The organism is Enterococcus sp. DIV1368b (assembly GCF_050529595.1).
In the GTDB taxonomy this organism is placed as follows: Bacteria; Bacillota; Bacilli; order Lactobacillales; family Enterococcaceae; genus Enterococcus_B; species Enterococcus_B mundtii.
The window spans coordinates 1-19,651 of record NZ_CP172883.1; the positions used below are offsets into that span (position 1 = coordinate 1).

The 19,651-nt window shown below is 39.5% G+C and carries 16 protein-coding genes; 15 read left to right on the forward strand and 1 reads right to left on the reverse strand.

What is annotated here, in order from left to right; all coding sequences use genetic code 11:
* The 14 genes from dnaA to IGJ19_RS00070 all read left to right on the forward strand — a co-directional run bounded on the left by dnaA (position 1) and on the right by IGJ19_RS00070 (position 17,121).
* Positions 1 to 1,335 carry a chromosomal replication initiator protein DnaA gene (dnaA, locus tag IGJ19_RS00005; RefSeq protein ID WP_023518857.1) on the forward strand — a complete coding sequence of 445 codons (1,335 nt, stop codon included), beginning with the start codon at positions 1 to 3 and terminating at the stop codon, positions 1,333 to 1,335.
* A 197-nt stretch (positions 1,336 to 1,532) separates the two neighbouring features.
* Positions 1,533 to 2,663 carry a DNA polymerase III subunit beta gene (dnaN, locus tag IGJ19_RS00010; protein ID WP_019723042.1) on the forward strand — a complete coding sequence of 377 codons (1,131 nt, stop codon included), beginning with the start codon at positions 1,533 to 1,535 and terminating at the stop codon, positions 2,661 to 2,663.
* 207 nt (positions 2,664 to 2,870) lie between these two features.
* Positions 2,871 to 3,113 (forward strand): S4 domain-containing protein YaaA, encoded by a 243-nt coding sequence (gene yaaA / locus IGJ19_RS00015; protein WP_019723041.1) that lies wholly within the window; start codon positions 2,871 to 2,873, stop codon positions 3,111 to 3,113.
* The gene (gene recF / locus IGJ19_RS00020; RefSeq protein WP_071867654.1) at positions 3,100 to 4,215 is read left to right on the forward strand and encodes a DNA replication/repair protein RecF; all 1,116 of its coding nucleotides are present in this window, start codon (positions 3,100 to 3,102) and stop codon (positions 4,213 to 4,215) included. Before yaaA ends, recF begins: the two co-directional genes overlap by 14 nt.
* 6 nt (positions 4,216 to 4,221) lie before the next feature.
* The gene (gene gyrB / locus IGJ19_RS00025) at positions 4,222 to 6,168 is read left to right on the forward strand and encodes a DNA topoisomerase (ATP-hydrolyzing) subunit B (protein ID WP_071867653.1); all 1,947 of its coding nucleotides are present in this window, start codon (positions 4,222 to 4,224) and stop codon (positions 6,166 to 6,168) included.
* A 19-nt stretch (positions 6,169 to 6,187) separates the two neighbouring features.
* Positions 6,188 to 8,683 carry a DNA gyrase subunit A gene (gene gyrA / locus IGJ19_RS00030; protein ID WP_115357059.1) on the forward strand — a complete coding sequence of 832 codons (2,496 nt, stop codon included), beginning with the start codon at positions 6,188 to 6,190 and terminating at the stop codon, positions 8,681 to 8,683.
* A gap of 239 nt (positions 8,684 to 8,922) precedes the next feature.
* A complete protein-coding gene (gene rpsF, locus IGJ19_RS00035) occupies positions 8,923 to 9,222 on the forward strand; it encodes a 30S ribosomal protein S6 (RefSeq protein ID WP_019723039.1) in 300 nt (99 codons plus the stop codon).
* 47 nt (positions 9,223 to 9,269) lie between these two features.
* Positions 9,270 to 9,791 (forward strand): single-stranded DNA-binding protein, encoded by a 522-nt coding sequence (ssb, locus tag IGJ19_RS00040; RefSeq protein WP_010734556.1) that lies wholly within the window; start codon positions 9,270 to 9,272, stop codon positions 9,789 to 9,791.
* A gap of 25 nt (positions 9,792 to 9,816) precedes the next feature.
* Positions 9,817 to 10,053, forward strand: a complete 237-nt coding sequence (gene rpsR / locus IGJ19_RS00045; RefSeq protein WP_010734555.1) for a 30S ribosomal protein S18 — start codon at positions 9,817 to 9,819, stop codon at positions 10,051 to 10,053.
* A gap of 166 nt (positions 10,054 to 10,219) precedes the next feature.
* Positions 10,220 to 12,193 carry a DHH family phosphoesterase gene (locus IGJ19_RS00050; protein WP_074801123.1) on the forward strand — a complete coding sequence of 658 codons (1,974 nt, stop codon included), beginning with the start codon at positions 10,220 to 10,222 and terminating at the stop codon, positions 12,191 to 12,193.
* A 5-nt stretch (positions 12,194 to 12,198) separates the two neighbouring features.
* On the forward strand, positions 12,199 to 12,651 hold the full coding sequence (gene rplI / locus IGJ19_RS00055; RefSeq protein ID WP_010734553.1) for a 50S ribosomal protein L9: 453 nt from the start codon (positions 12,199 to 12,201) through the stop codon (positions 12,649 to 12,651).
* Positions 12,652 to 12,840: 189 nt separating this feature from the next.
* Complete coding sequence (gene dnaB / locus IGJ19_RS00060; protein WP_010734552.1) at positions 12,841 to 14,208, forward strand: replicative DNA helicase; 1,368 nt, start codon at positions 12,841 to 12,843, stop codon at positions 14,206 to 14,208.
* Between the two features lie 376 nt (positions 14,209 to 14,584).
* Entirely contained in the window at positions 14,585 to 15,877 is a 1,293-nt protein-coding gene (locus tag IGJ19_RS00065) for an adenylosuccinate synthase (RefSeq protein WP_071867650.1), read from the forward strand.
* A 380-nt stretch (positions 15,878 to 16,257) separates the two neighbouring features.
* Positions 16,258 to 17,121, forward strand: a complete 864-nt coding sequence (locus IGJ19_RS00070; protein WP_010734550.1) for a DegV family protein — start codon at positions 16,258 to 16,260, stop codon at positions 17,119 to 17,121.
* A gap of 72 nt (positions 17,122 to 17,193) precedes the next feature.
* Here the strand turns inward: IGJ19_RS00070 and IGJ19_RS00075 are convergent, their stop codons facing one another.
* A complete protein-coding gene (locus tag IGJ19_RS00075; RefSeq protein WP_430604261.1) occupies positions 17,194 to 18,816 on the reverse strand; it encodes an ABC-F family ATP-binding cassette domain-containing protein in 1,623 nt (540 codons plus the stop codon).
* Between the two features lie 235 nt (positions 18,817 to 19,051).
* Between IGJ19_RS00075 and IGJ19_RS00080 the strand changes: the two genes are divergently transcribed.
* Positions 19,052 to 19,573, forward strand: a complete 522-nt coding sequence (locus IGJ19_RS00080) for an HdeD family acid-resistance protein (protein WP_019722684.1) — start codon at positions 19,052 to 19,054, stop codon at positions 19,571 to 19,573.
* The last annotated feature ends 78 nt before the right edge of the window (positions 19,574 to 19,651 follow it).

A 19,651-nucleotide genomic window follows, 5' to 3' on the forward strand; every position in this document is an offset into this window, starting at 1 on the left:
ATGGTATCCCTCGATGCTTTATGGACTGAATTAAAAACGACTTATCAAAAAGAACTGTCTCCAGCAAGTTACAATACTTGGATTGAGACAGCACAACCTAAATCCTTAGAACAAAGCCAATTAGTGGTGACTGTTCCAAGTAAGATCCATAAGGAATATTGGGAAAAAAATCTCGCAACAAAGATTGTTGAGGTCGGCTACATGTTAACGGGAAAAGAGATCATTCCACGTTTTGTGACCGGTGAAGAAGCGGAACAAGAAGAAGTAGAAGAAATCAAAACAATGAAAGTTCCCCCAATCACGCCAATCAAAAAAGCGATGTTGAATCCTAAGTATACCTTCGATACATTTGTTATCGGAAAAGGTAATCAGATGGCTCATGCCGCTGCCTTGGTCGTTGCTGAAGATCCTGGTTCGATTTATAATCCATTGTTCTTCTATGGTGGTGTCGGACTTGGTAAGACTCACTTGATGCACGCGATTGGTCATCAAATGTTGTTAAGTCAGCCAAATGCGAAGGTCAAATATGTAAGCAGTGAGACGTTTGCCAATGATTTTATCAATTCGATCCAAAATAAAACGGCCGAAGAATTTCGCCAAGAATATCGAAATGTCGACTTACTATTAGTCGATGATATTCAATTTTTTGCTGAAAAAGAAGCAACTCAAGAAGAATTTTTCCATACCTTCAATGCGCTCTACAATGAAGGAAAACAAATCGTCCTAACGAGTGATCGTTTACCAAACGAAATCCCTAAATTGCAGGAACGTCTCGTTTCTCGCTTTGCTTGGGGACTTTCAGTAGATATCACGCCACCTGACCTTGAAACAAGAACAGCTATTTTGAGAAAAAAAGCCGCAGCAGAACGCTTAGAAATCCCTGATGATACCTTAAGTTATATTGCGGGACAAATCGATTCCAACATTCGTGAACTAGAAGGCGCTCTTGTACGTGTTCAAGCATTTGCTACGATGAACAGTGAAGATATATCAACTAGTTTAGCTGCTGATGCTTTAAAGACATTGAAATCTGGCAAAGGTCACCCGCAACTCTCGATTTTGCAGATCCAAGAAGAAGTTGCAAAGTATTACCACATTCAATTAAAGGATCTAAAAGGAAAGAAACGCGTCAAATCGATCGTTGTTCCTCGTCAAATCGCTATGTACTTGGCGCGGGAATTAACCGATAGCTCTCTTCCTAAAATCGGCGCTGAATTTGGTGGAAAAGATCACACAACTGTCATCCATGCGCACGAAAAAATCCAGCAGCTGATCGATTCAAGTGTCAGCATGCAAAATGAAGTATCAGAAATCAAAAATTTCCTATTAAACTAAAAAGATGCTTGATAGAAAGAAAAACACCTTGTGGATAAAATTAGAAATCATTCAAAAGTTATACACATATTTTCCACAGCTGTTTTTTCTTTTCTCTTCTGGCATTTTTATAGTTTTCCACAGTATCAACAGTACCTAATACTTTTATTACTTTATTTACTAATAATAAAATAAATATATGGCAAAGGAGATCTACAATGAAAGTAACCTTAAACCGCGCAACATTTATGCAAGAATTGCAAACTGTTCAGCGTGCGATTTCAAGTAAAACGACAATTCCTATTTTGACAGGGGTTAAAATCACCCTCAATCAAGAAGGACTGACTTTAACAGGTAGTAATGCAGATATTTCAATTGAGACGTTTCTATCTGTTGAAAATGAAAAAGCGCAAATGCAAATTGAAGCAACAGGAGCCATTGTTCTACAAGCTCGCTTCTTCAGTGAAATCATTCGTCGATTGCCCGAAGAAACCTTTACGCTAGAAGTGTTAGAAAACAAACAAGTGGCCATTACTTCAGGGAAAGCGAATTTCTTAGTGAATGGGTTAGATGCGGATAATTACCCTCATCTTCCTGTTGTAGAGAGTCACAACCAGATGAAATTGCCTGTACATGTATTGACCAAATTGATCAATGAAACAGTGTTTGCTGTTTCTCAACATGAAAGTCGCCCAATCCTTACAGGTGTTCATTTCATTTTGAAAGACAACTCGTTATTAGCAGTAGCAACTGACTCACATCGTTTGAGTCAACGAGTGATCCCGATCGAACAATCAGCTGATCAATTCGATATCGTGATTCCTGGAAAAAGTTTGACTGAATTATCACGTTCATTGACAAATGAAGAAGAAATCGTAGAAATCAGTATTATGGAAAACCAAGTATTGTTCAAAACTGAAAATATGTATTTTTATTCACGCTTGTTAGAAGGGAATTATCCCGATACGAATCGTTTGATTCCTTCAAGTTTCAATACCGAAGTTGAATTTTCTGTTCCAAGCTTTTTAGCAGCGATCGAGCGTGCCTCTTTGCTCTCACATGAAGGACGCAACAATATCGTTCGTTTGTCGATCCAGCCTGATTCTGTTGTTCTATACGGTAATTCTCCTGAAATCGGAAAAGTAGAAGAGAGCTTGAACTATACGACTAGCACCGGTGATCCGCTGGACATTTCCTTTAATCCGGACTATATGAAAGCTGCTTTGCGTGCATTTGGCGATATGAGTATCAAAGTAAAATTCATTTCTGCCATTCGTCCATTTACGTTAGAACCAACGGAAGATGGGGTACAATTCATCCAATTGATCACTCCAGTACGCACAAACTAAAATACTAATTGAAAATAAACTGAAAAATAAACCATTTTAAACAGAAGGCCCTAAAATCAATTTTAAGGCTTTCTGTTTCTTTTTGTTCAAATCACCTTTTTTCATTTAAATCCGCTCATATGGAAAAATATATGGATAAATTTGTTTTCTTGCGAAAAAAAGGGTATAATAAAGTATACTTTTAATAATGAAAATGAGGGATGAAGAGTGAAACAACAAGTCATTCTAAAAACTGAGTTTATGACGTTGGGTCAAATGCTGAAAGAAGTCACAGTCATCGGCAGTGGTGGACAAGCAAAATGGTATTTAGCAGAAAACACGGTTTTGGTTGATGGCGAGCCAGAAAATCGTCGTGGACGAAAGCTTTATCCCGGTATGATGATCGAAGTTCCAGAAGCAGGAACTTTTTTTATGGTAAAAAAAGGGAATAACGATAATGAGGCTGAATAAGCTGCACCTCAAAAATTATCGAAACTATCAAGAATTGCAAATTGATTTTTCCAAAAACCTCGTGATTTTTTTAGGAGAAAATGCCCAAGGAAAAACGAATCTTTTGGAAAGTATTTATGTGCTTGCAATGACAAGAAGTCATCGTACAAATAGTGAACAAGAGTTGATTGGATGGAACGATGAGCAGTCGATGATCCAAGGGGAGATCACCAGAGGAACCTCTAAGATTCCGTTAGAGATCCAACTGTCTAAAAAAGGACGAAAAACAAAGATCAATCATATCGAACAAAAGAAGTTGAGTAGTTATGTTGGACAATTGAATGTCATTTTATTTGCTCCTGAAGATCTTTCTTTAGTGAAAGGAAGCCCACAGATCCGACGCAAATTTTTAGATATGGAATTAGGTCAGATCAATCCAATCTATCTTTACGATCTTGTCCAATATCAAGCAGTCCTAAAGCAGAGAAATCAATATTTGAAGCAATTGAATGAGAAAAAACAAACGGATTTACTTTATCTTGATATTTTATCTGAACAACTAGCAGAATTTGGTAGCAAAGTACTAAAGGCAAGAGCGCAGTTTATCAAGCGTTTAGAATATTGGGCAAATTCTTTACATCAACAAATCACGCATCAAAGAGAACAGTTGGCAATCGAATATGTGACCGCCCTCTCTTCTTTAGACACTATGACAGTTCAAGAGATCCAGTCACAATTTTTAACGTTGCTCGAACAAAACAAAAAGAAAGATCTCTTTCGAGGGACAACGACTGTAGGTCCCCATCGAGATGACCTTTCTTTTTTTGTCAATGAAAAAAACGTGCAAAATTTTGGTTCTCAAGGTCAACAGCGAACAACGGCATTAAGTGTCAAATTAGCAGAGATCGATTTGATCAAAGAAGAAACAGGCGAGTATCCGATCCTATTACTGGATGATGTAATGAGTGAGTTAGACGACCAACGTCAACTCCATTTACTTGAAACGATTGAAGGGAAAGTACAGACATTCTTAACTACTACCTCCCTAGATCACGTTAAAAATAAAATGACTGTTGAACCTGAGATTTTTTATGTTCAGCAGGGAGAAATAAAAGGAGAATAAACATACATGACAGAAGAAAGAAGTTTAGTCGAGCGCGCAAAAGAATATGATGCCAGTCAGATTCAAGTGCTTGAAGGTCTTGAAGCCGTTCGGAAACGTCCGGGGATGTACATTGGTTCAACAAGTTCAGAAGGACTTCACCACTTAGTATGGGAAATCGTCGATAATTCGATCGATGAAGTCTTGGCAGGATTTGCGACAAAGATCCAAGTCATCATTGAGGAAGACAACAGTATCACTGTCATCGATGATGGTCGTGGGATTCCGGTCGATATCCAAGCGAAGACCGGTCGTCCAGCTGTAGAAACAGTTTTTACTGTCTTGCATGCGGGTGGTAAATTTGGCGGTGGCGGCTACAAAGTATCCGGTGGTCTTCATGGGGTTGGTTCGTCCGTTGTGAATGCACTATCGACACTATTAGATGTCAAAGTGTACAAAGATGGTAAGATCTATTACCAAGAATATCGTCGTGGGGCGGTAGTCGATGATTTGAAAGTCATCGGTGACACTGATTTAAGTGGAACGACCGTTCACTTCATCCCAGACCCAGAAATTTTTACAGAAACGACAACTTTCGACTTTAATAAATTAGCGACTCGTATTCGTGAGTTGGCTTTCTTGAATCGTGGGATGAAAATCTCAATTGAAGATCGTCGCGAAGAAAAGCCTGTCGTGAAAGAATACCATTATGACGGTGGAATCAAAAGCTACGTCGAATATTTAAATGCGAGCAAAACAGTGATTTTCCCAGAACCTGTTTATTTAGAAGGGGAACAACAAGAAATCACTGTCGAAGTTTCGATGCAATATACAGACGGTTATCATTCTAATATCATGAGTTTTGCCAACAATATCCATACGTATGAAGGCGGAACACATGAATCAGGATTTAAGACAGCTTTGACACGGGTCATCAATGATTATGCACGCAAGCAAAAATTGATGAAAGAAAATGATGATAATTTGACAGGTGAAGATGTGCGTGAAGGCTTGACAGCAGTCATTTCGATCAAGCATCCAGATCCTCAGTTTGAAGGACAAACGAAAACAAAATTAGGAAACTCAGAAGTACGTACGGTCACTGATCGTTTGTTCAGTGAGCATTTCATGAAATTCTTATTGGAAAACCCAAGTGTGGGCCGTCAGATTATCGAAAAAGGACTACTTGCCTCTAGAGCCCGCTTAGCGGCTAAACGCGCGCGTGAAGTGACGCGGAGAAAAGGGGCATTGGAAATCAGTAATCTACCTGGTAAATTAGCCGATTGTTCCAGCAATGATCCTGAAAAAAGTGAATTGTTCATCGTCGAAGGAGATTCAGCTGGTGGTTCAGCAAAACAAGGACGAAGCCGTGAATTTCAAGCGATTTTACCGATCCGTGGGAAAATCTTGAACGTTGAAAAAGCAAGTATGGATAAAATTTTAGCCAACGAAGAAATTCGCTCACTGTTTACAGCGATGGGTACAGGGTTTGGTGAAGATTTCGACGTGTCCAAAGCACGTTACCATAAATTAGTCATCATGACCGATGCCGATGTCGATGGTGCCCACATTCGTACGTTGCTATTGACGCTCTTTTATCGTTATATGCGCCCAATCGTGGAAGCTGGCTATGTTTATATCGCGCAACCACCGCTATATGGCGTTAAACAAGGAAAGAAAATCACGTATGTCCAACCAGGAAAAAATGCCGAAGAAGAGTTGAGAAAAGTCATCGAATCATTACCAGCAACACCAAAACCAAGTGTTCAACGATACAAAGGGCTTGGTGAAATGGATGATCATCAACTATGGGAAACGACGATGGACCCAAGCAAACGTATGATGGCTCGTGTCAGTGTAGATGATGCGATTGCTGCCGATGAAGTGTTTGAAATGTTGATGGGTGATCGAGTAGAACCTCGTCGTGCATTCATTGAAGAAAATGCTCACTATGTTAAAAATCTAGATATTTAATCATGAAGGAGGAAGAAAAATGAGTGAAGAAATCAGAGAAAACATCCATGATGTCAATCTAACCAGCGAAATGAAAGACTCCTTCATAGATTACGCCATGAGTGTCATTGTCGCTCGGGCTTTACCAGATGTTAGAGATGGATTAAAACCAGTTCACCGCCGTATTTTATACGGGATGAATGAGCTAGGTGTCACACCAGACAAAGCACACAAGAAATCAGCCAGAATCGTGGGGGACGTTATGGGTAAATACCATCCCCATGGTGATAGTGCGATCTATGAGTCAATGGTTCGGATGGCGCAACCTTTTAGCTATCGCTACATGTTAGTAGATGGTCATGGAAACTTTGGGTCAGTTGATGGAGATGGCGCAGCTGCGATGCGTTATACTGAAGCCAGAATGAGTAAAATCGCGACAGAAATGTTACGTGATATCAATAAAAATACGGTGGATTTCCAAAGCAACTACGATGATACGGAAAAAGAACCAGTTGTCTTACCGGCACGTTTTCCTAACTTGCTAGTCAATGGTACGACAGGGATCGCAGTCGGAATGGCGACGAATATCCCGCCACATAATCTGACAGAAGTTGTAGCAGCGATTGATCTATTGATGGAAAATCCAGATGTGACAACCAATGAATTGATGGAAGTCTTACCTGGGCCTGATTTTCCTACAGGCGGATTAGTCATGGGGAAATCCGGCATTCGTCGAGCGTATGAAACAGGAAAAGGTTCAATCACTGTTCGAGCAAAAGTAGAAATCACGGAAATGCCAAATGGAAAAGAGCGGATCTTAGTCACTGAATTGCCATACATGGTCAATAAAGCGAAATTGATTGAGCGAATTTCAGAATTGCACCGTGACAAACGAATTGAAGGTATCACGGATCTAAGAGATGAATCTTCTCGTGAAGGAATGCGTATCGTGATCGATGTGCGTCGTGACGCGAGTGCCTCTGTTATTTTGAACAATCTCTACAAATTGACATCCTTACAAAACTCATTTGGTTTCAATATGTTAGCGATCGAAAAAGGCGTACCGAAAGTTCTAAGCTTGAAGCAGATCCTTGAAAATTATATCGAACACCAACGCGAAGTTATTACACGTCGTACGGTCTTTGAAAAGGATAAAGCAGAAGCAAGAGCACATATCTTAGAAGGACTACGAATCGCCTTAGATCATATTGATGAAATCATTGCGATCATTCGTGGGTCCAAATCAGATGAAGAAGCGAAAAACGCGATGATCGAACGCTTTGATCTTTCTGACCGTCAATCGCAAGCAATCTTAGATATGCGTTTGCGCCGTTTGACTGGTTTGGAAAGAGAAAAAATCGAAAATGAATACCAAGAATTATTGAAACTCATTGAAGATTTAGCTGATATTCTTGCTCGCCCTGAACGGGTAACAGAAATCATCCAAACCGAACTTGCTGAATTGAGTCAACGATTTGGCGACAAACGTCGTACAGAATTACTGGTCGGTGAAGTCTTGAGTTTAGAAGACGAAGATTTAATCGAAGAAGAAGAAATCGTGATCACATTGACGAATAATGGCTATATCAAACGTTTAGCCAACAACGAATTCCGCGCACAACGTCGTGGGGGTCGAGGCATCCAAGGAATGGGTGTTCATAACGATGATTTCGTGAAAAATCTTGTTTCTTGCTCCACACATGATACATTGCTGTTCTTTACCAATAACGGAAAAGTGTATCGTGCGAAAGGATACGAGATCCCAGAGTACGGACGTACAGCAAAAGGGATTCCGATCATCAACTTACTTGGCATTGATTCAAGTGAGAAGATTCAAGCAATCATCGCAGTAACTGGTGAAGCAGAGGAAGGACATTACTTGTTCTTTACTACGCGACAAGGAACAGTCAAACGTACGACTGTCACTGCTTTTGCCAATATCCGTAGCAATGGGTTGATTGCGATTGGTTTGAAAGAAAATGATGAATTGGTCAACGTCTTATTGACTGATGGCAAATCAAACATCATTATTGGTACACACGATGGATATTCTGTGACTTTTGCAGAAGATGCCGTTCGTGATATGGGACGTACAGCCTCTGGGGTTCGTGGGGTTCGTTTGAGAGAAGACGATTACGTCGTTGGAGCAGCCTTGATGAGTGAGGATCATGAAGTCTTGATCATCACAGAAAAAGGTTATGGAAAACGTACCAAGGTTTCTGAGTACCCTGTCAAAGGACGTGGGGGTAAAGGGATCAAAACTGCGAATATCACTGAGAAAAATGGTCCATTAGCTGGATTGACGACGGTGACAGGCGAAGAGGACATCATGTTGATCACAGACAAAGGCGTCATCATCCGCTTCAACGTTTCAACGGTTTCTCAGACAGGTCGGGCAACGCTAGGCGTGCGCTTGATCAAGATGGAAGCAGAAACGAAAGTAGTGACCATGGCAGCAGTAGAACCAGAACCTGCGGAAGAAACGACTGTCGAAGCAGAGACAGTTGATGTGGAAACTGATACTACAGAAGAATAGAAAATAGGCGTAAAACAAAAGTGAACGTCCTAAAATCAAAACTCCCAAGAATAGGTAAAACTATCTTTGGGAGTTTTTGGTCGTCTCAAAAGAAAAATTTAGAAAACAAAGAACAGCAGCTTGCTTTTTTAGTGCGTTGCGTGTATAATTGAGGATTGTGAGTAGTCTAATTTATTAGAAAACTCTCCTTGCTCTTGGGAAAGCTGAGAGCCGAAAGTCCATAGGGAGGTGAAAAATCAATGGAAAACACGAAATATGAAATCATGTATATTATTCGTCCAAACATTGATGAAGAAGCAAAAACTGCTTTAATCGAACGTTTCGATTCAATCTTGAAAGATAACGGAGCTGAAGTTATCGAATCAAAAGATTGGGAAAAACGCCGTTTAGCATACGAAATGAACGGTTACCGTGAAGGTATCTATCACATCGTTAAAGTATCTTCTCCATCATCAGCAGATGCAATCAACGAGTTTGATCGTCTTGCTAAAATCAATGACGATATCGTTCGTCACATGATCGTAAAAGAAGAAGCTTAATTATTGTTTCACATGGAACAATCAAACGATGAGAGGAGATGACCATTTTGATTAATAACGTTGTACTAGTTGGACGTCTGACAAAAGATCCAGATTTACGATATACATCAAGTGGCACTGCTGTAGCAACGTTCACTTTAGCTGTCAATCGTAACTTCACGAGCCAAAACGGCAACCGTGAGGCGGATTTTATTAATTGTGTGATTTGGCGAAAATCAGCAGAAACACTAGCAAACTATGCACATAAAGGAACTCTTTTAGGTGTAACTGGTCGTATTCAAACGCGTTCTTATGATAATCAACAAGGACAACGTGTGTACGTAACAGAAGTAGTTGCTGAAAACTTCCAATTATTGGAAAGTCGTGCAGCATCTGAAAACCGTCAACAAAGCGGTGGCTACCAAGACACTGGTCAATCGACAAATAATTTTGGCGGAAACGGCGGAAACAATAACTATAATCAAACATCTCAATCATCCAACGGTATGCCTGATTTTGATCGTGATTCTTCTGATCCATTTGGATCAAGCTCAACGATCGACATTTCAGACGATGATTTACCATTCTAAACGAATTTGATAGGAGGGAAATAGAATGGCACAACAAAGAAGAGGCGGACGTAAACGTCGTAAAGTAGACTACATCGCTGCTAACCATATTGAATATATCGATTATAAAGATATCGAATTACTAAAAAGATTTATCTCAGAACGCGGTAAAATTTTGCCACGTCGTGTAACAGGTACAGGCGCTAAAAACCAACGTAAAATTACGATTGCAATCAAACGCGCACGTATCATGGGATTACTACCATTCGTTGGCGAAGAATAATTCGCTTTAGGAATGATTCTGTAGGAATACCCAATCGTTTCAAACCATTACAGAGGAAGTTATGACTACTGTCGTGACTTCCTCTTTTTGTTCCATTTAGGTGTTTAGTCGCTTACATGACATGAGTTATGGTAAAATTAGGCTAATCAGTTACGGGAGGAAAGACATGGATAAAGAAAAAATAAAAGTAAGCCCGAGCCCTCTGCTCATTCTTTTATTGATCCTTGCAGAAGTTTTGGTTGTATTATTGATGCCATTTCGATTGATCAGTGCGTTGTTCATCCTGATTGTGAATCTATTTTGTATTCGTTATGGTTTAAAGATGAAACGGTGGTTGACTCTAAGGAATCGTGACAAGATCCAACAAGCTTCCACAGTTGCGGAATCCAATTTGAATTATGTTTCTGAGATCATGCCAGTCGGAATCATCTCTTACCAACCAGCGACACAAACCATTGATTGGCTGAATCCTTTCGCATTGAATGTGAAAGACCAAAGCTCTTTATTGGAAGCAGACTTGTTAGAAACTTTTTTTTCAGCAAAAGAAAAAAAGAAAAATCAAGTCTATTTAGCTGACAAAACGTTTCAATTTGAATTGGATACGGTGAAAGGGGTCGTTTACTTTATTGACGTGACCCAGAACCAATTACTGAAGATCCATCAAGTGAATAGCCAGCCAATCATCGGGATTCTTTCAATCGATAACTATGCAGATACGGTCGATAAATTGGATGAAAAAGAAGTTTCTTATTTGAACTCCTTCATTACGACACTGATTTCTGACTGGATGAATGAATATCATGTGTTTTTTAAACGAATCAATTCAGAGCGCTTTTTCTTTTTTGGACAGATGAGTGACTTAAAGAAAATGATGGATAAGAAATTTGATCTTTTAGATCGCTTACGAGCAGAAGCTGAAAGACAAAACCATCCGTTGACCCTTAGTATGGGAATTGCCTATGGACAACAAACACTAGAAGAAATCGGTAGCGAAGCTCAAAATAACTTAGATATCGCTTTGGTTCGTGGTGGGGATCAGGTCGTGGTGAAAGAAGTTCGTGAAGGAGCGAAACCTACTTACTATGGTGGGAAATCAGCAACGACCATCAAACGTACGCGCGTTCGTTCACGAGCGATGAGTACTGCTTTACGCAAAATTTTTGATGAAACCGGCGATGTATTTATTATGGGGCATCGCTTCCCTGATATGGACGCTATCGGTTCAGCCGTTGGAGTCAGTTGTCTGGCACGCTTCAATCAGAAAAAAGCCTATATCGTCATCGATGAAAAAGAAATCATTCCAGATGTGGAACGCTGTTTAACAGAAATCCATAAAGAACCAGAGTTGGAGATGCAATTGATTACGCCAGAGCGTGCAATGGAGCTTAAGAAAGCCAAAGACTTACTCGTAATGGTCGATTACCATAAACCATCGCTATCGATCTCTCAGAGCCTTTACGAGCAATTTGATAAGATCGTGATCATTGACCATCATCGTCGAGGCGAAGAGTTTCCAAGCAAACCGCTTTTAACCTATATTGAATCATCTGCGTCTTCTGCTTCTGAGTTGGTCACAGAATTGATCCAATATCAAAGTAGCCGAACCAATCGGATCAGTCGTTTAGAGGCGACATTGTTGTTAGCTGGCATGACCGTTGATACAAATAACTTCAACGTGCGAACGACAGCACGTACGTTTGATGTTGCAAGCTATTTAAAGACTTGTAGTGCAGACGCATCCTTAGTACAATATTTATTGAGCTCTGATTTAGCCACTTATTTAGAAATCAGCCACTTGATCGCCCACAATGAACAAGTGACGGAGGATATTGTGGTGGCAGCAGGGACGGATGAAAAAGAGTATAATAGTGTTATCGCAGCAAAAACAGCAGATACGTTGCTCTCAATGGTCAATATCAACGGTGCTTTCGTCATTACGAAACGGACGGATGGCTTAGTTGGTATCAGTGCCCGCAGCACAGGAACGATCAATGTCCAATTGATCATGGAATCCCTAGGTGGTGGCGGACATTTCACCAATGCGGCAACACAACTGGAAAATGTGACTGTAGAAGAAGCAAAACAACAACTGCTCGCTGCTATCCAAGAAAATATGAATCAATTATATAAAAAGGAGTAGATGAGATGAAAGTCATTTTCTTACAAGATGTTAAAGGCAAAGGCAAAAAAGGCGATGTCAAGGAAGTTCCTACAGGCTATGCGCAAAATTATTTGATCAAAAACAATCTGGCAAAAGAAGCAAATAAAAGCAGTATCAGTCAGTTAGAAGGACAGAAAAAAGCCCAAGAAAAGCAAGAAGCAGAAATTCTTGAAGAAGCCAAAAAATTAAAAGAGTTTCTTGAAAAAGAAGAAACAGTCGTGGAATTAAAAGCCAAAGCAGGAGAAGATAGCCGTTTGTTTGGCTCGATTCCATCAAAACAAATCGCTGAAGGCTTGAATAAGCAATACAAAGTAAAATTAGACAAACGTAAAATCGAGTTGAATAACCCAATTCGTACGCTAGGCTATACTAACGTACCTGTGAAACTACACCATGAAGTAACTGCAACGATCAAGGTACACGTTGTCTCTGAATAAACGAAAAGAACATGTGACGAAATCACTTCGATAAATCAGCCGCAGAGGACAAAAATCGCTTTCGATTATTTTTGACTTTTGCGGTCTATTTTCGAAGGAAGAGCTTTTGGAACAGATGTTCATTTTAGGGATGACTTTTCTGCCATTTTCTTGTAAAATGAAGCAATTGAAAGCAAGGAGCGATAGAATATGAGTGAAGTGTGGCAGGATCGAATTCCACCGCAAAATATTGAAGCTGAGCAAGCGGTTCTAGGTTCTGTTTTTCTAGACGCTGAAACGATCATCGATGCCATGGAGTACATAGAACCGAAAGATTTTTATCGTCGGGGACATCAAATCATTTTTGAAATCATGATCGAATTGAATGACCGTAGTGAAGCGATTGATGTCGTGACCGTCAAAGATCGTTTGGAGCAACGAAATCTCTTGGAAGATGCTGGTGGAGTCAGTTACTTATCTGATTTAGCTTTAGCTGTACCAACGGCAGCAAACATTGTCTACTACGCAAAAATCGTGGAAGAAAAATCATTACTCCGTAATTTGATCCAAACAGCAACAGGGATCGTGACTAGAGGTTTTGAACAAGGAGAAGAAGTCCAATCCATCTTAGATGATGCGGAACGTAGTATTCTTGAAGTATCAGAAAAACGTAATCGTAGCGGGTTCTTATCCATTGCGGAAGTCTTGAATTCTACGATTGAAAATATTGACCAACTCGCGCAAAACAATGAAGAGATCACAGGTTTGCCAACTGGTTACCAAGGATTAGATAAAATGACTGCTGGCTTCCAAGCAGAAGAGCTGATTATTTTGGCTGCACGTCCGGCGGTAGGGAAAACCGCCTTTGCCTTGAATATTGCCCAAAATGTCGGTACAAAGACAGATCGTTCCGTAGCGATCTTCAGTCTAGAGATGGGGGCAGAATCATTAGTCAACCGGATGCTTTGTGCGGAAGGTTCGATTGAAGCGAGTCACTTACGTACGGGACAGCTTTCAGAAGAAGAATGGTCCAATTTGATCGTTGCGATGGGTAGTTTATCCAAAGCAAATATCTTCATTGATGATACACCAGGGATCAAAATCTCTGAGATACGAGCAAAATGTCGGAAACTTGCACAAGAAAAAGGGAATCTAGGTTTGATACTCATCGATTACTTGCAGTTGATCGAAGGAAATGGGAAAGAAAACCGCCAACAAGAAGTATCCGATATCTCACGTCAATTGAAAAAGCTAGCGAAAGAATTAAAAGTTCCCGTCATTGCTCTTTCCCAGCTTTCTCGTGGAGTGGAACAACGCCAAGATAAACGACCTGTCTTAAGTGATATCCGTGAGTCTGGTTCGATCGAGCAGGATGCAGATATCGTAGCATTCTTATATCGTGATGATTACTATGAACGTGAAGGTGGCGAAGATGGCGATGCGCCAGAACCACAAAATGATAATGTGATCGAAGTCATCATTGAAAAAAACCGGAGTGGAGCAAGGGGAACGGTCGAATTGCTCTTTATCAAAGAATACAATAAATTTTCCTCGCTTTCTCCGCGAGAAGAATATTAGAACGAATAAATCTGAATAAATCAAACATCGAGGTCGGGACAGAAGTGTTTAGCCTCGAGAAATAAGGTGCCAGCCACGAAAATTGTTCTTCAAATTTTTGTGGCTGGCGCTTTATTTCTCGAAGAGGTTACTTCTATTCCCGCCGTTTATTCGATTTTAGGTGGTGTGAGAGGACGAATGTCCGGACATGTTTTTTTCAAATTCAGTCAGGTCAGGCGCCTACTTGTTAGTGACCAATGGAACGTAGCAAATTATAATGTTCGCTTTTTAAACGTTTTCTCTAAAATATATTAAATATCATTCGATTTTAGTTGAATAAAGTTTGAAGTATTGTTACAATAATTCAGGATTAAATAATATTAAATGAGGTGTTCAAATGTCATCTGTAGTAGTAGTGGGTACACAATGGGGCGACGAAGGGAAAGGAAAAATTACTGACTTTCTTAGTGAAAATGCTGAAGTGATCGCACGGTACCAAGGTGGCGACAATGCGGGACACACAATTAAATTCGATGGTGTTACGTATAAACTGCACTTGATTCCTTCGGGGATTTTTTACAAAGATAAAATCAGCGTGATCGGGAACGGTGTGGTAGTCAATCCGAAATCTTTAGTCAAAGAATTGGCTTATTTACATGAAAAAAATGTGACGACAGATAATTTACGTATTTCTGATCGTGCGCATGTGATTTTACCGTATCATATCAAATTAGACCAATTGCAAGAAGATGCAAAAGGAGAAAATAAAATCGGTACGACCATCAAAGGGATCGGACCTGCTTATATGGACAAAGCCGCTCGTGTCGGTATCCGTGTAGCCGATTTATTGGATAAAGAAATTTTTGAAGAGCGTTTACGAGTGAATTTAGACGATAAAAACCGTCAATTTGTGAAAATGTTTGATTCAGAGCCAATCGACTTTGAAGAAATCTTTGAAGAATACTACGAATATGGCCAACAAATCAAACAGTACGTGACGGATACATCAGTTATCTTAAATGATGCGTTAGATGCAGGAAAACGTGTTTTATTTGAAGGCGCACAAGGTGTGATGTTGGATATCGATCAAGGAACGTATCCATTTGTTACCTCATCGAATCCAGTGGCTGGTGGTGTAACGATCGGTAGTGGGGTCGGACCTTCTAAAATCAATAAAGTGGTCGGTGTATGTAAAGCTTACACATCACGTGTGGGAGATGGCCCATTCCCTACTGAATTGTTTGATGAAACAGGTCAACAAATTCGTGAAGTCGGTCGCGAATATGGTACAACGACTGGACGTCCACGTCGTGTCGGCTGGTTTGATACAGTCGTGATGCGTCACTCAAAACGTGTGTCAGGTATCACGAATCTATCATTGAATTCGATCGATGTCTTGAGCGGTTTAGAAACAGTGAAAATCTGTACAGCGTACGAATTAGACGGTGAACGAATCTATCATTATCCAGCGAGTTTGAAAGAATTGAACCGTTGCAAACCAATCTACGAAGAATTGCCAGGTTGGTCAGAAGACATTACTGCTTGTCGCACACTAGCTGAATTACCAGAAAATGCACGTAACTATGTAAGACGTATCTCAGAGCTTGTAGGCGTGCGTATTTCAACATTTTCAGTAGGACCTGACCGAAACCAAACAAATATCCTAGAAAGCGTGTGGGCGCAAATCTAGGCCTTTCAGTGATGATTCGCTAACAGGAACATTCTTTTAAGAATGAGTGGACCACTGAAATCACGAGAAATAAATGAAATCGGGACAGAAGTGTTTAGCCTCGAGAAATAAGGCGACAACCACGAAAATTGTTTTTCTAATTTTTGTGGTTGTCGCTTTATTTTCCAAGAGATTACTCCTGTTGCCATTATTTATCGGTTTTAGGGCGACACACAAAAATGAATGTGACTTTTGTTTTAGACTGATCGTGTTCATTTAAGCGTTCGCTTGATTGGCTTGTACCAAGTACAACGAATATAAGAGCTGAAGTTATTTAAAATTAAAGGAGTTTGCTATAATAGACTGCGATGAAAAGTGGAGAAAAAAAGGAGTTGGAACGAATGTATCAAATAGTCACAGATTCATGTTGCGATCTGCCCTATCAAGTGTTGGCAAATGCAAATGTTGATTTTTTATCCATGGAGATCCAGATTGGTGAGGAAATACGAATCGATGATCTGGGAAAAACATTTGATTATGAAGGGTACATCCAACAGTTACGTGAAGGAGCAATGCCTACGACCTCACAAATCAATGTGGGTCGCTATTTGGAGTTCTTCCGTAGCTATGTGGAGAAAGGCATCCCAGTCTTGTACGTTGCTTTTTCGAGTGGCATGAGTGGTTCTTACAGCAGTGCTTTACAAGCAGTCGAACTATTGAAAGAAACCTATGAGGACCCGCAAGTTCATGTGTTTGATACGAAAGCCGCAAGTATCGGGGAAGGACTACTTGTATTAGAAGCGGTTCGTTTGAAAGAATCGGGTTATTCTTTGGAAGAAACATTGGCTTGGCTACAAAATAATTACCTCAAAGTTCATTCTTGGGTAACCGTTGATGATTTAAAGCATTTAGAACGAGGAGGACGCATCTCTAAAGCAAGTGCTGCTATTGGTAGTCTGTTAAGCGTGAAACCGATCATTACCGTTGAACCAAGTGGTCATTTGAAGAATGTCGATAAAGTGCGTGGCAGAAACAAATCCATTCAGAAAATCGTGGAGGAAACGGTCAAAACGATCGTAGCTCCATTGGAACAAACGGTGTATATCGCTTATGCAGGAGACCTAGAAAGTGCTGAGAAAGCCAAAAAATTATTAGAAGAAAATATCAAAACAAAAGAAATCAAACTCTATCCCTTAGGACCAACGATCGCCAGTCATACAGGCTACGGGTGTATCGCCATCTTTTCAATGGGTGTGAGTCGATAAAAAAGAAAAACAGCTGTACAACGTAAGACTACTCACGTTGTACAGCTGTTTTTATAGTCACTTTTGAAATATTTAGTTCCACAATTGTTCTAATTGTTTTTGGATGTCTTTGTTCTCTAAGAATTCATCATATGTCGTATCCGCACGATCGATCACGCCTTTATCAGAAACAGCAATGATACGATTTGCTAACGTTTGGATGAATTGGTGGTCATGAGAAGCAAATAGGATCGAACCTGAAAATGCCATCAAACCATCATTCAATGCAGTAATTGATTCTAAATCTAAATGATTCGTTGGGTCGTCTAAGACAAGGACGTTTGCTTTTGAAAGCATCAATTTAGAAAGCATGCAACGAACTTTTTCGCCCCCAGAAAGAACATTCACGGGTTTTAGTACTTCCTCACCAGAAAACAACATACGACCTAAGAAGCTACGTAAGAAAGTATTGTCATCTTCTTCTTTACTTGCATATTGACGTAACCAATCAAGAATCGTTACGTCCGTATCGAATTCCTTCGTTGTATCCTTTGGTAGATAAGCATTGCTTGTTGTTACGCCCCAACGGACAGTACCAGTATCAGGTGTTAAATCACCCATGATTACTTTAAACAGCGTTGTAGTTGTTATATCGTTTTCAGCAACGAATGCTACCTTGTCTTCTTTGTTTAATGTAAATGATATATCATCTAAAATCTTTTTACCATCTATTGTGACACTCACGTTTTCTACTTGTAGTAAGTCATTTCCAATTTCACGTTCTGGTTTGAATCCAACGAAAGGATAGCGACGTGAAGAAGGTTGGATATCATCCAATGTGATTTTTTCTAACATTTTTTTACGGGATGTTGCTTGTTTTGATTTTGACGCATTTGCACTGAAACGTGCGATAAAGTCTTGTAATTCTTTGATTTGTTCTTCTTTTTTCGCATTGGCGTTTGCTTGTAACTTAGTTGCTAATTGGCTTGATTCTAACCAGAAATCGTAGTTTCCTACATAAAGCTTTATTTTTCCAAAGTCTAAATCTGCCATGTGGGTACAAACTTTATTTAAGAAATGACGGTCATGGGAAACAACGATCACTGTATTCTCAAATTCGATCAAAAATTCTTCTAACCAGTTGATCGATTGGATATCTAGTCCGTTTGTCGGCTCATCTAGAAGTAAAACATCTGGTTTACCGAATAGCGTTTGCGCAAGCAACACTTTCACTTTTTGTCCACCAGTTAGTTCGCTCATCAATTGATGATGTAATTCTTCAGGAATGTTCAATCCTTGAAGTAGAACTGCTGCTTCTGGCTCTGCTTCCCAACCGTTTAATTCTGCAAATTCGCCTTCTAATTCTGCCGCACGAATCCCATCTTCATCTGTGAAATCTTCTTTCATATAGATGGCATCTTTTTCTTTCATTACTTCATATAAACGTTTATGGCCCATGATTACTGTTTCCATCACAGTATATTCTTCATAGTCATAGTGGTTTTGTTTCAAAACAGCCATACGTTCATCTGGACCTAATGTGACAGAGCCTGTTGAAGGTTGCAAGTCACCTGATAACACTTTAAGGAATGTTGATTTACCTGCGCCATTTGCTCCAATTAAGCCATAACAATTGCCGGGAGTGAATTTTATATTAACATCATCAAATAGTTTGCGATCTGAAAAGTGCAAACTTACATCATTTACAGTAATCAATTTTTTTCCTCACTTTATGTTTATAATATTTGCCAAGTCTTCTAGAATTATATAGGGGAATGTTGAAAGTTTCAAGGAAATCAGTAATTCTTTACGTTTCACGTGAAACAATCAAAAGAAGAAAAGAGATAAACCGTTTTTTTACAACTAAAGCATTTTCATAAATGCTAAATTTTTGAAGTTATTTAAATGGGGGCGTAAGATAGAAATAGATTAAAAGAAAGTAGGGATTAAAATGAAAGAAAGTAGAAAAATTGATTGGGGTTCACTCGTTTTAGGGATATTATTTGTTTTAGTTTCCTTGATTTCTTTTCGCGATCCAGTAGGTAACTTAGTTGCTATCGTTATTGTATTTGCTATTTTTGCGATCCTAAAAGGATTATTTGAGTTATTTCTACGTAGTCGAGTAAAAGAACTGACAGGATATAAAGGGAAGATGCCGATAGTGATTGGGATCATTGATTTATTGATTGGGATCTTTTTCATTTTCAATATTGGTGCTGGGGTAGTTGCACTACCATTTGTCTTCGCTGTTTGGTTTATTATTGATTCTGTTTTGGCTTTATTTACTGCTGATTTATTCAGAGGAATAAGCGAAGGACATTATTGGTTTACAGTGGTCATCAATGTATTGGGTATCTTACTAGGTATTATTTTATTATTCAATCCTTTATCCTCTGCGTTGACGCTAAGTTTTTTAGTTGGATTTTATTTTATGGTCGTTGGGATCAATCAGATTGTTTATGCGTTTAGATGATTAGTAATAAAATAAGTGTATGAAATTTGAAAAAGATCCACCTCAAATCCTATCAATTTGAGGTGGATCTTTTCTCAC

What these genes read in the sequence shown, in the direction of transcription:
- dnaA (WP_023518857.1), top strand. Translation starts at nt 1, where the DNA reads ATGGTATCCCTCGATGCTTTATGGACTGAATTAAAAACGACTTATCAA.
- dnaN (WP_019723042.1), top strand. Translation starts at nt 1,533, where the DNA reads ATGAAAGTAACCTTAAACCGCGCAACATTTATGCAAGAATTGCAAACT.
- recF (WP_071867654.1), top strand. Translation starts at nt 3,100, where the DNA reads ATGAGGCTGAATAAGCTGCACCTCAAAAATTATCGAAACTATCAAGAA.
- gyrB (WP_071867653.1), top strand. Translation starts at nt 4,222, where the DNA reads ATGACAGAAGAAAGAAGTTTAGTCGAGCGCGCAAAAGAATATGATGCC.
- gyrA (WP_115357059.1), top strand. Translation starts at nt 6,188, where the DNA reads ATGAGTGAAGAAATCAGAGAAAACATCCATGATGTCAATCTAACCAGC.
- rpsF (WP_019723039.1), top strand. Translation starts at nt 8,923, where the DNA reads ATGGAAAACACGAAATATGAAATCATGTATATTATTCGTCCAAACATT.
- rpsR (WP_010734555.1), top strand. Translation starts at nt 9,817, where the DNA reads ATGGCACAACAAAGAAGAGGCGGACGTAAACGTCGTAAAGTAGACTAC.
- IGJ19_RS00050 (WP_074801123.1), top strand. Translation starts at nt 10,220, where the DNA reads ATGGATAAAGAAAAAATAAAAGTAAGCCCGAGCCCTCTGCTCATTCTT.
- rplI (WP_010734553.1), top strand. Translation starts at nt 12,199, where the DNA reads ATGAAAGTCATTTTCTTACAAGATGTTAAAGGCAAAGGCAAAAAAGGC.
- dnaB (WP_010734552.1), top strand. Translation starts at nt 12,841, where the DNA reads ATGAGTGAAGTGTGGCAGGATCGAATTCCACCGCAAAATATTGAAGCT.
- IGJ19_RS00065 (WP_071867650.1), top strand. Translation starts at nt 14,585, where the DNA reads ATGTCATCTGTAGTAGTAGTGGGTACACAATGGGGCGACGAAGGGAAA.
- IGJ19_RS00070 (WP_010734550.1), top strand. Translation starts at nt 16,258, where the DNA reads ATGTATCAAATAGTCACAGATTCATGTTGCGATCTGCCCTATCAAGTG.
- IGJ19_RS00080 (WP_019722684.1), top strand. Translation starts at nt 19,052, where the DNA reads ATGAAAGAAAGTAGAAAAATTGATTGGGGTTCACTCGTTTTAGGGATA.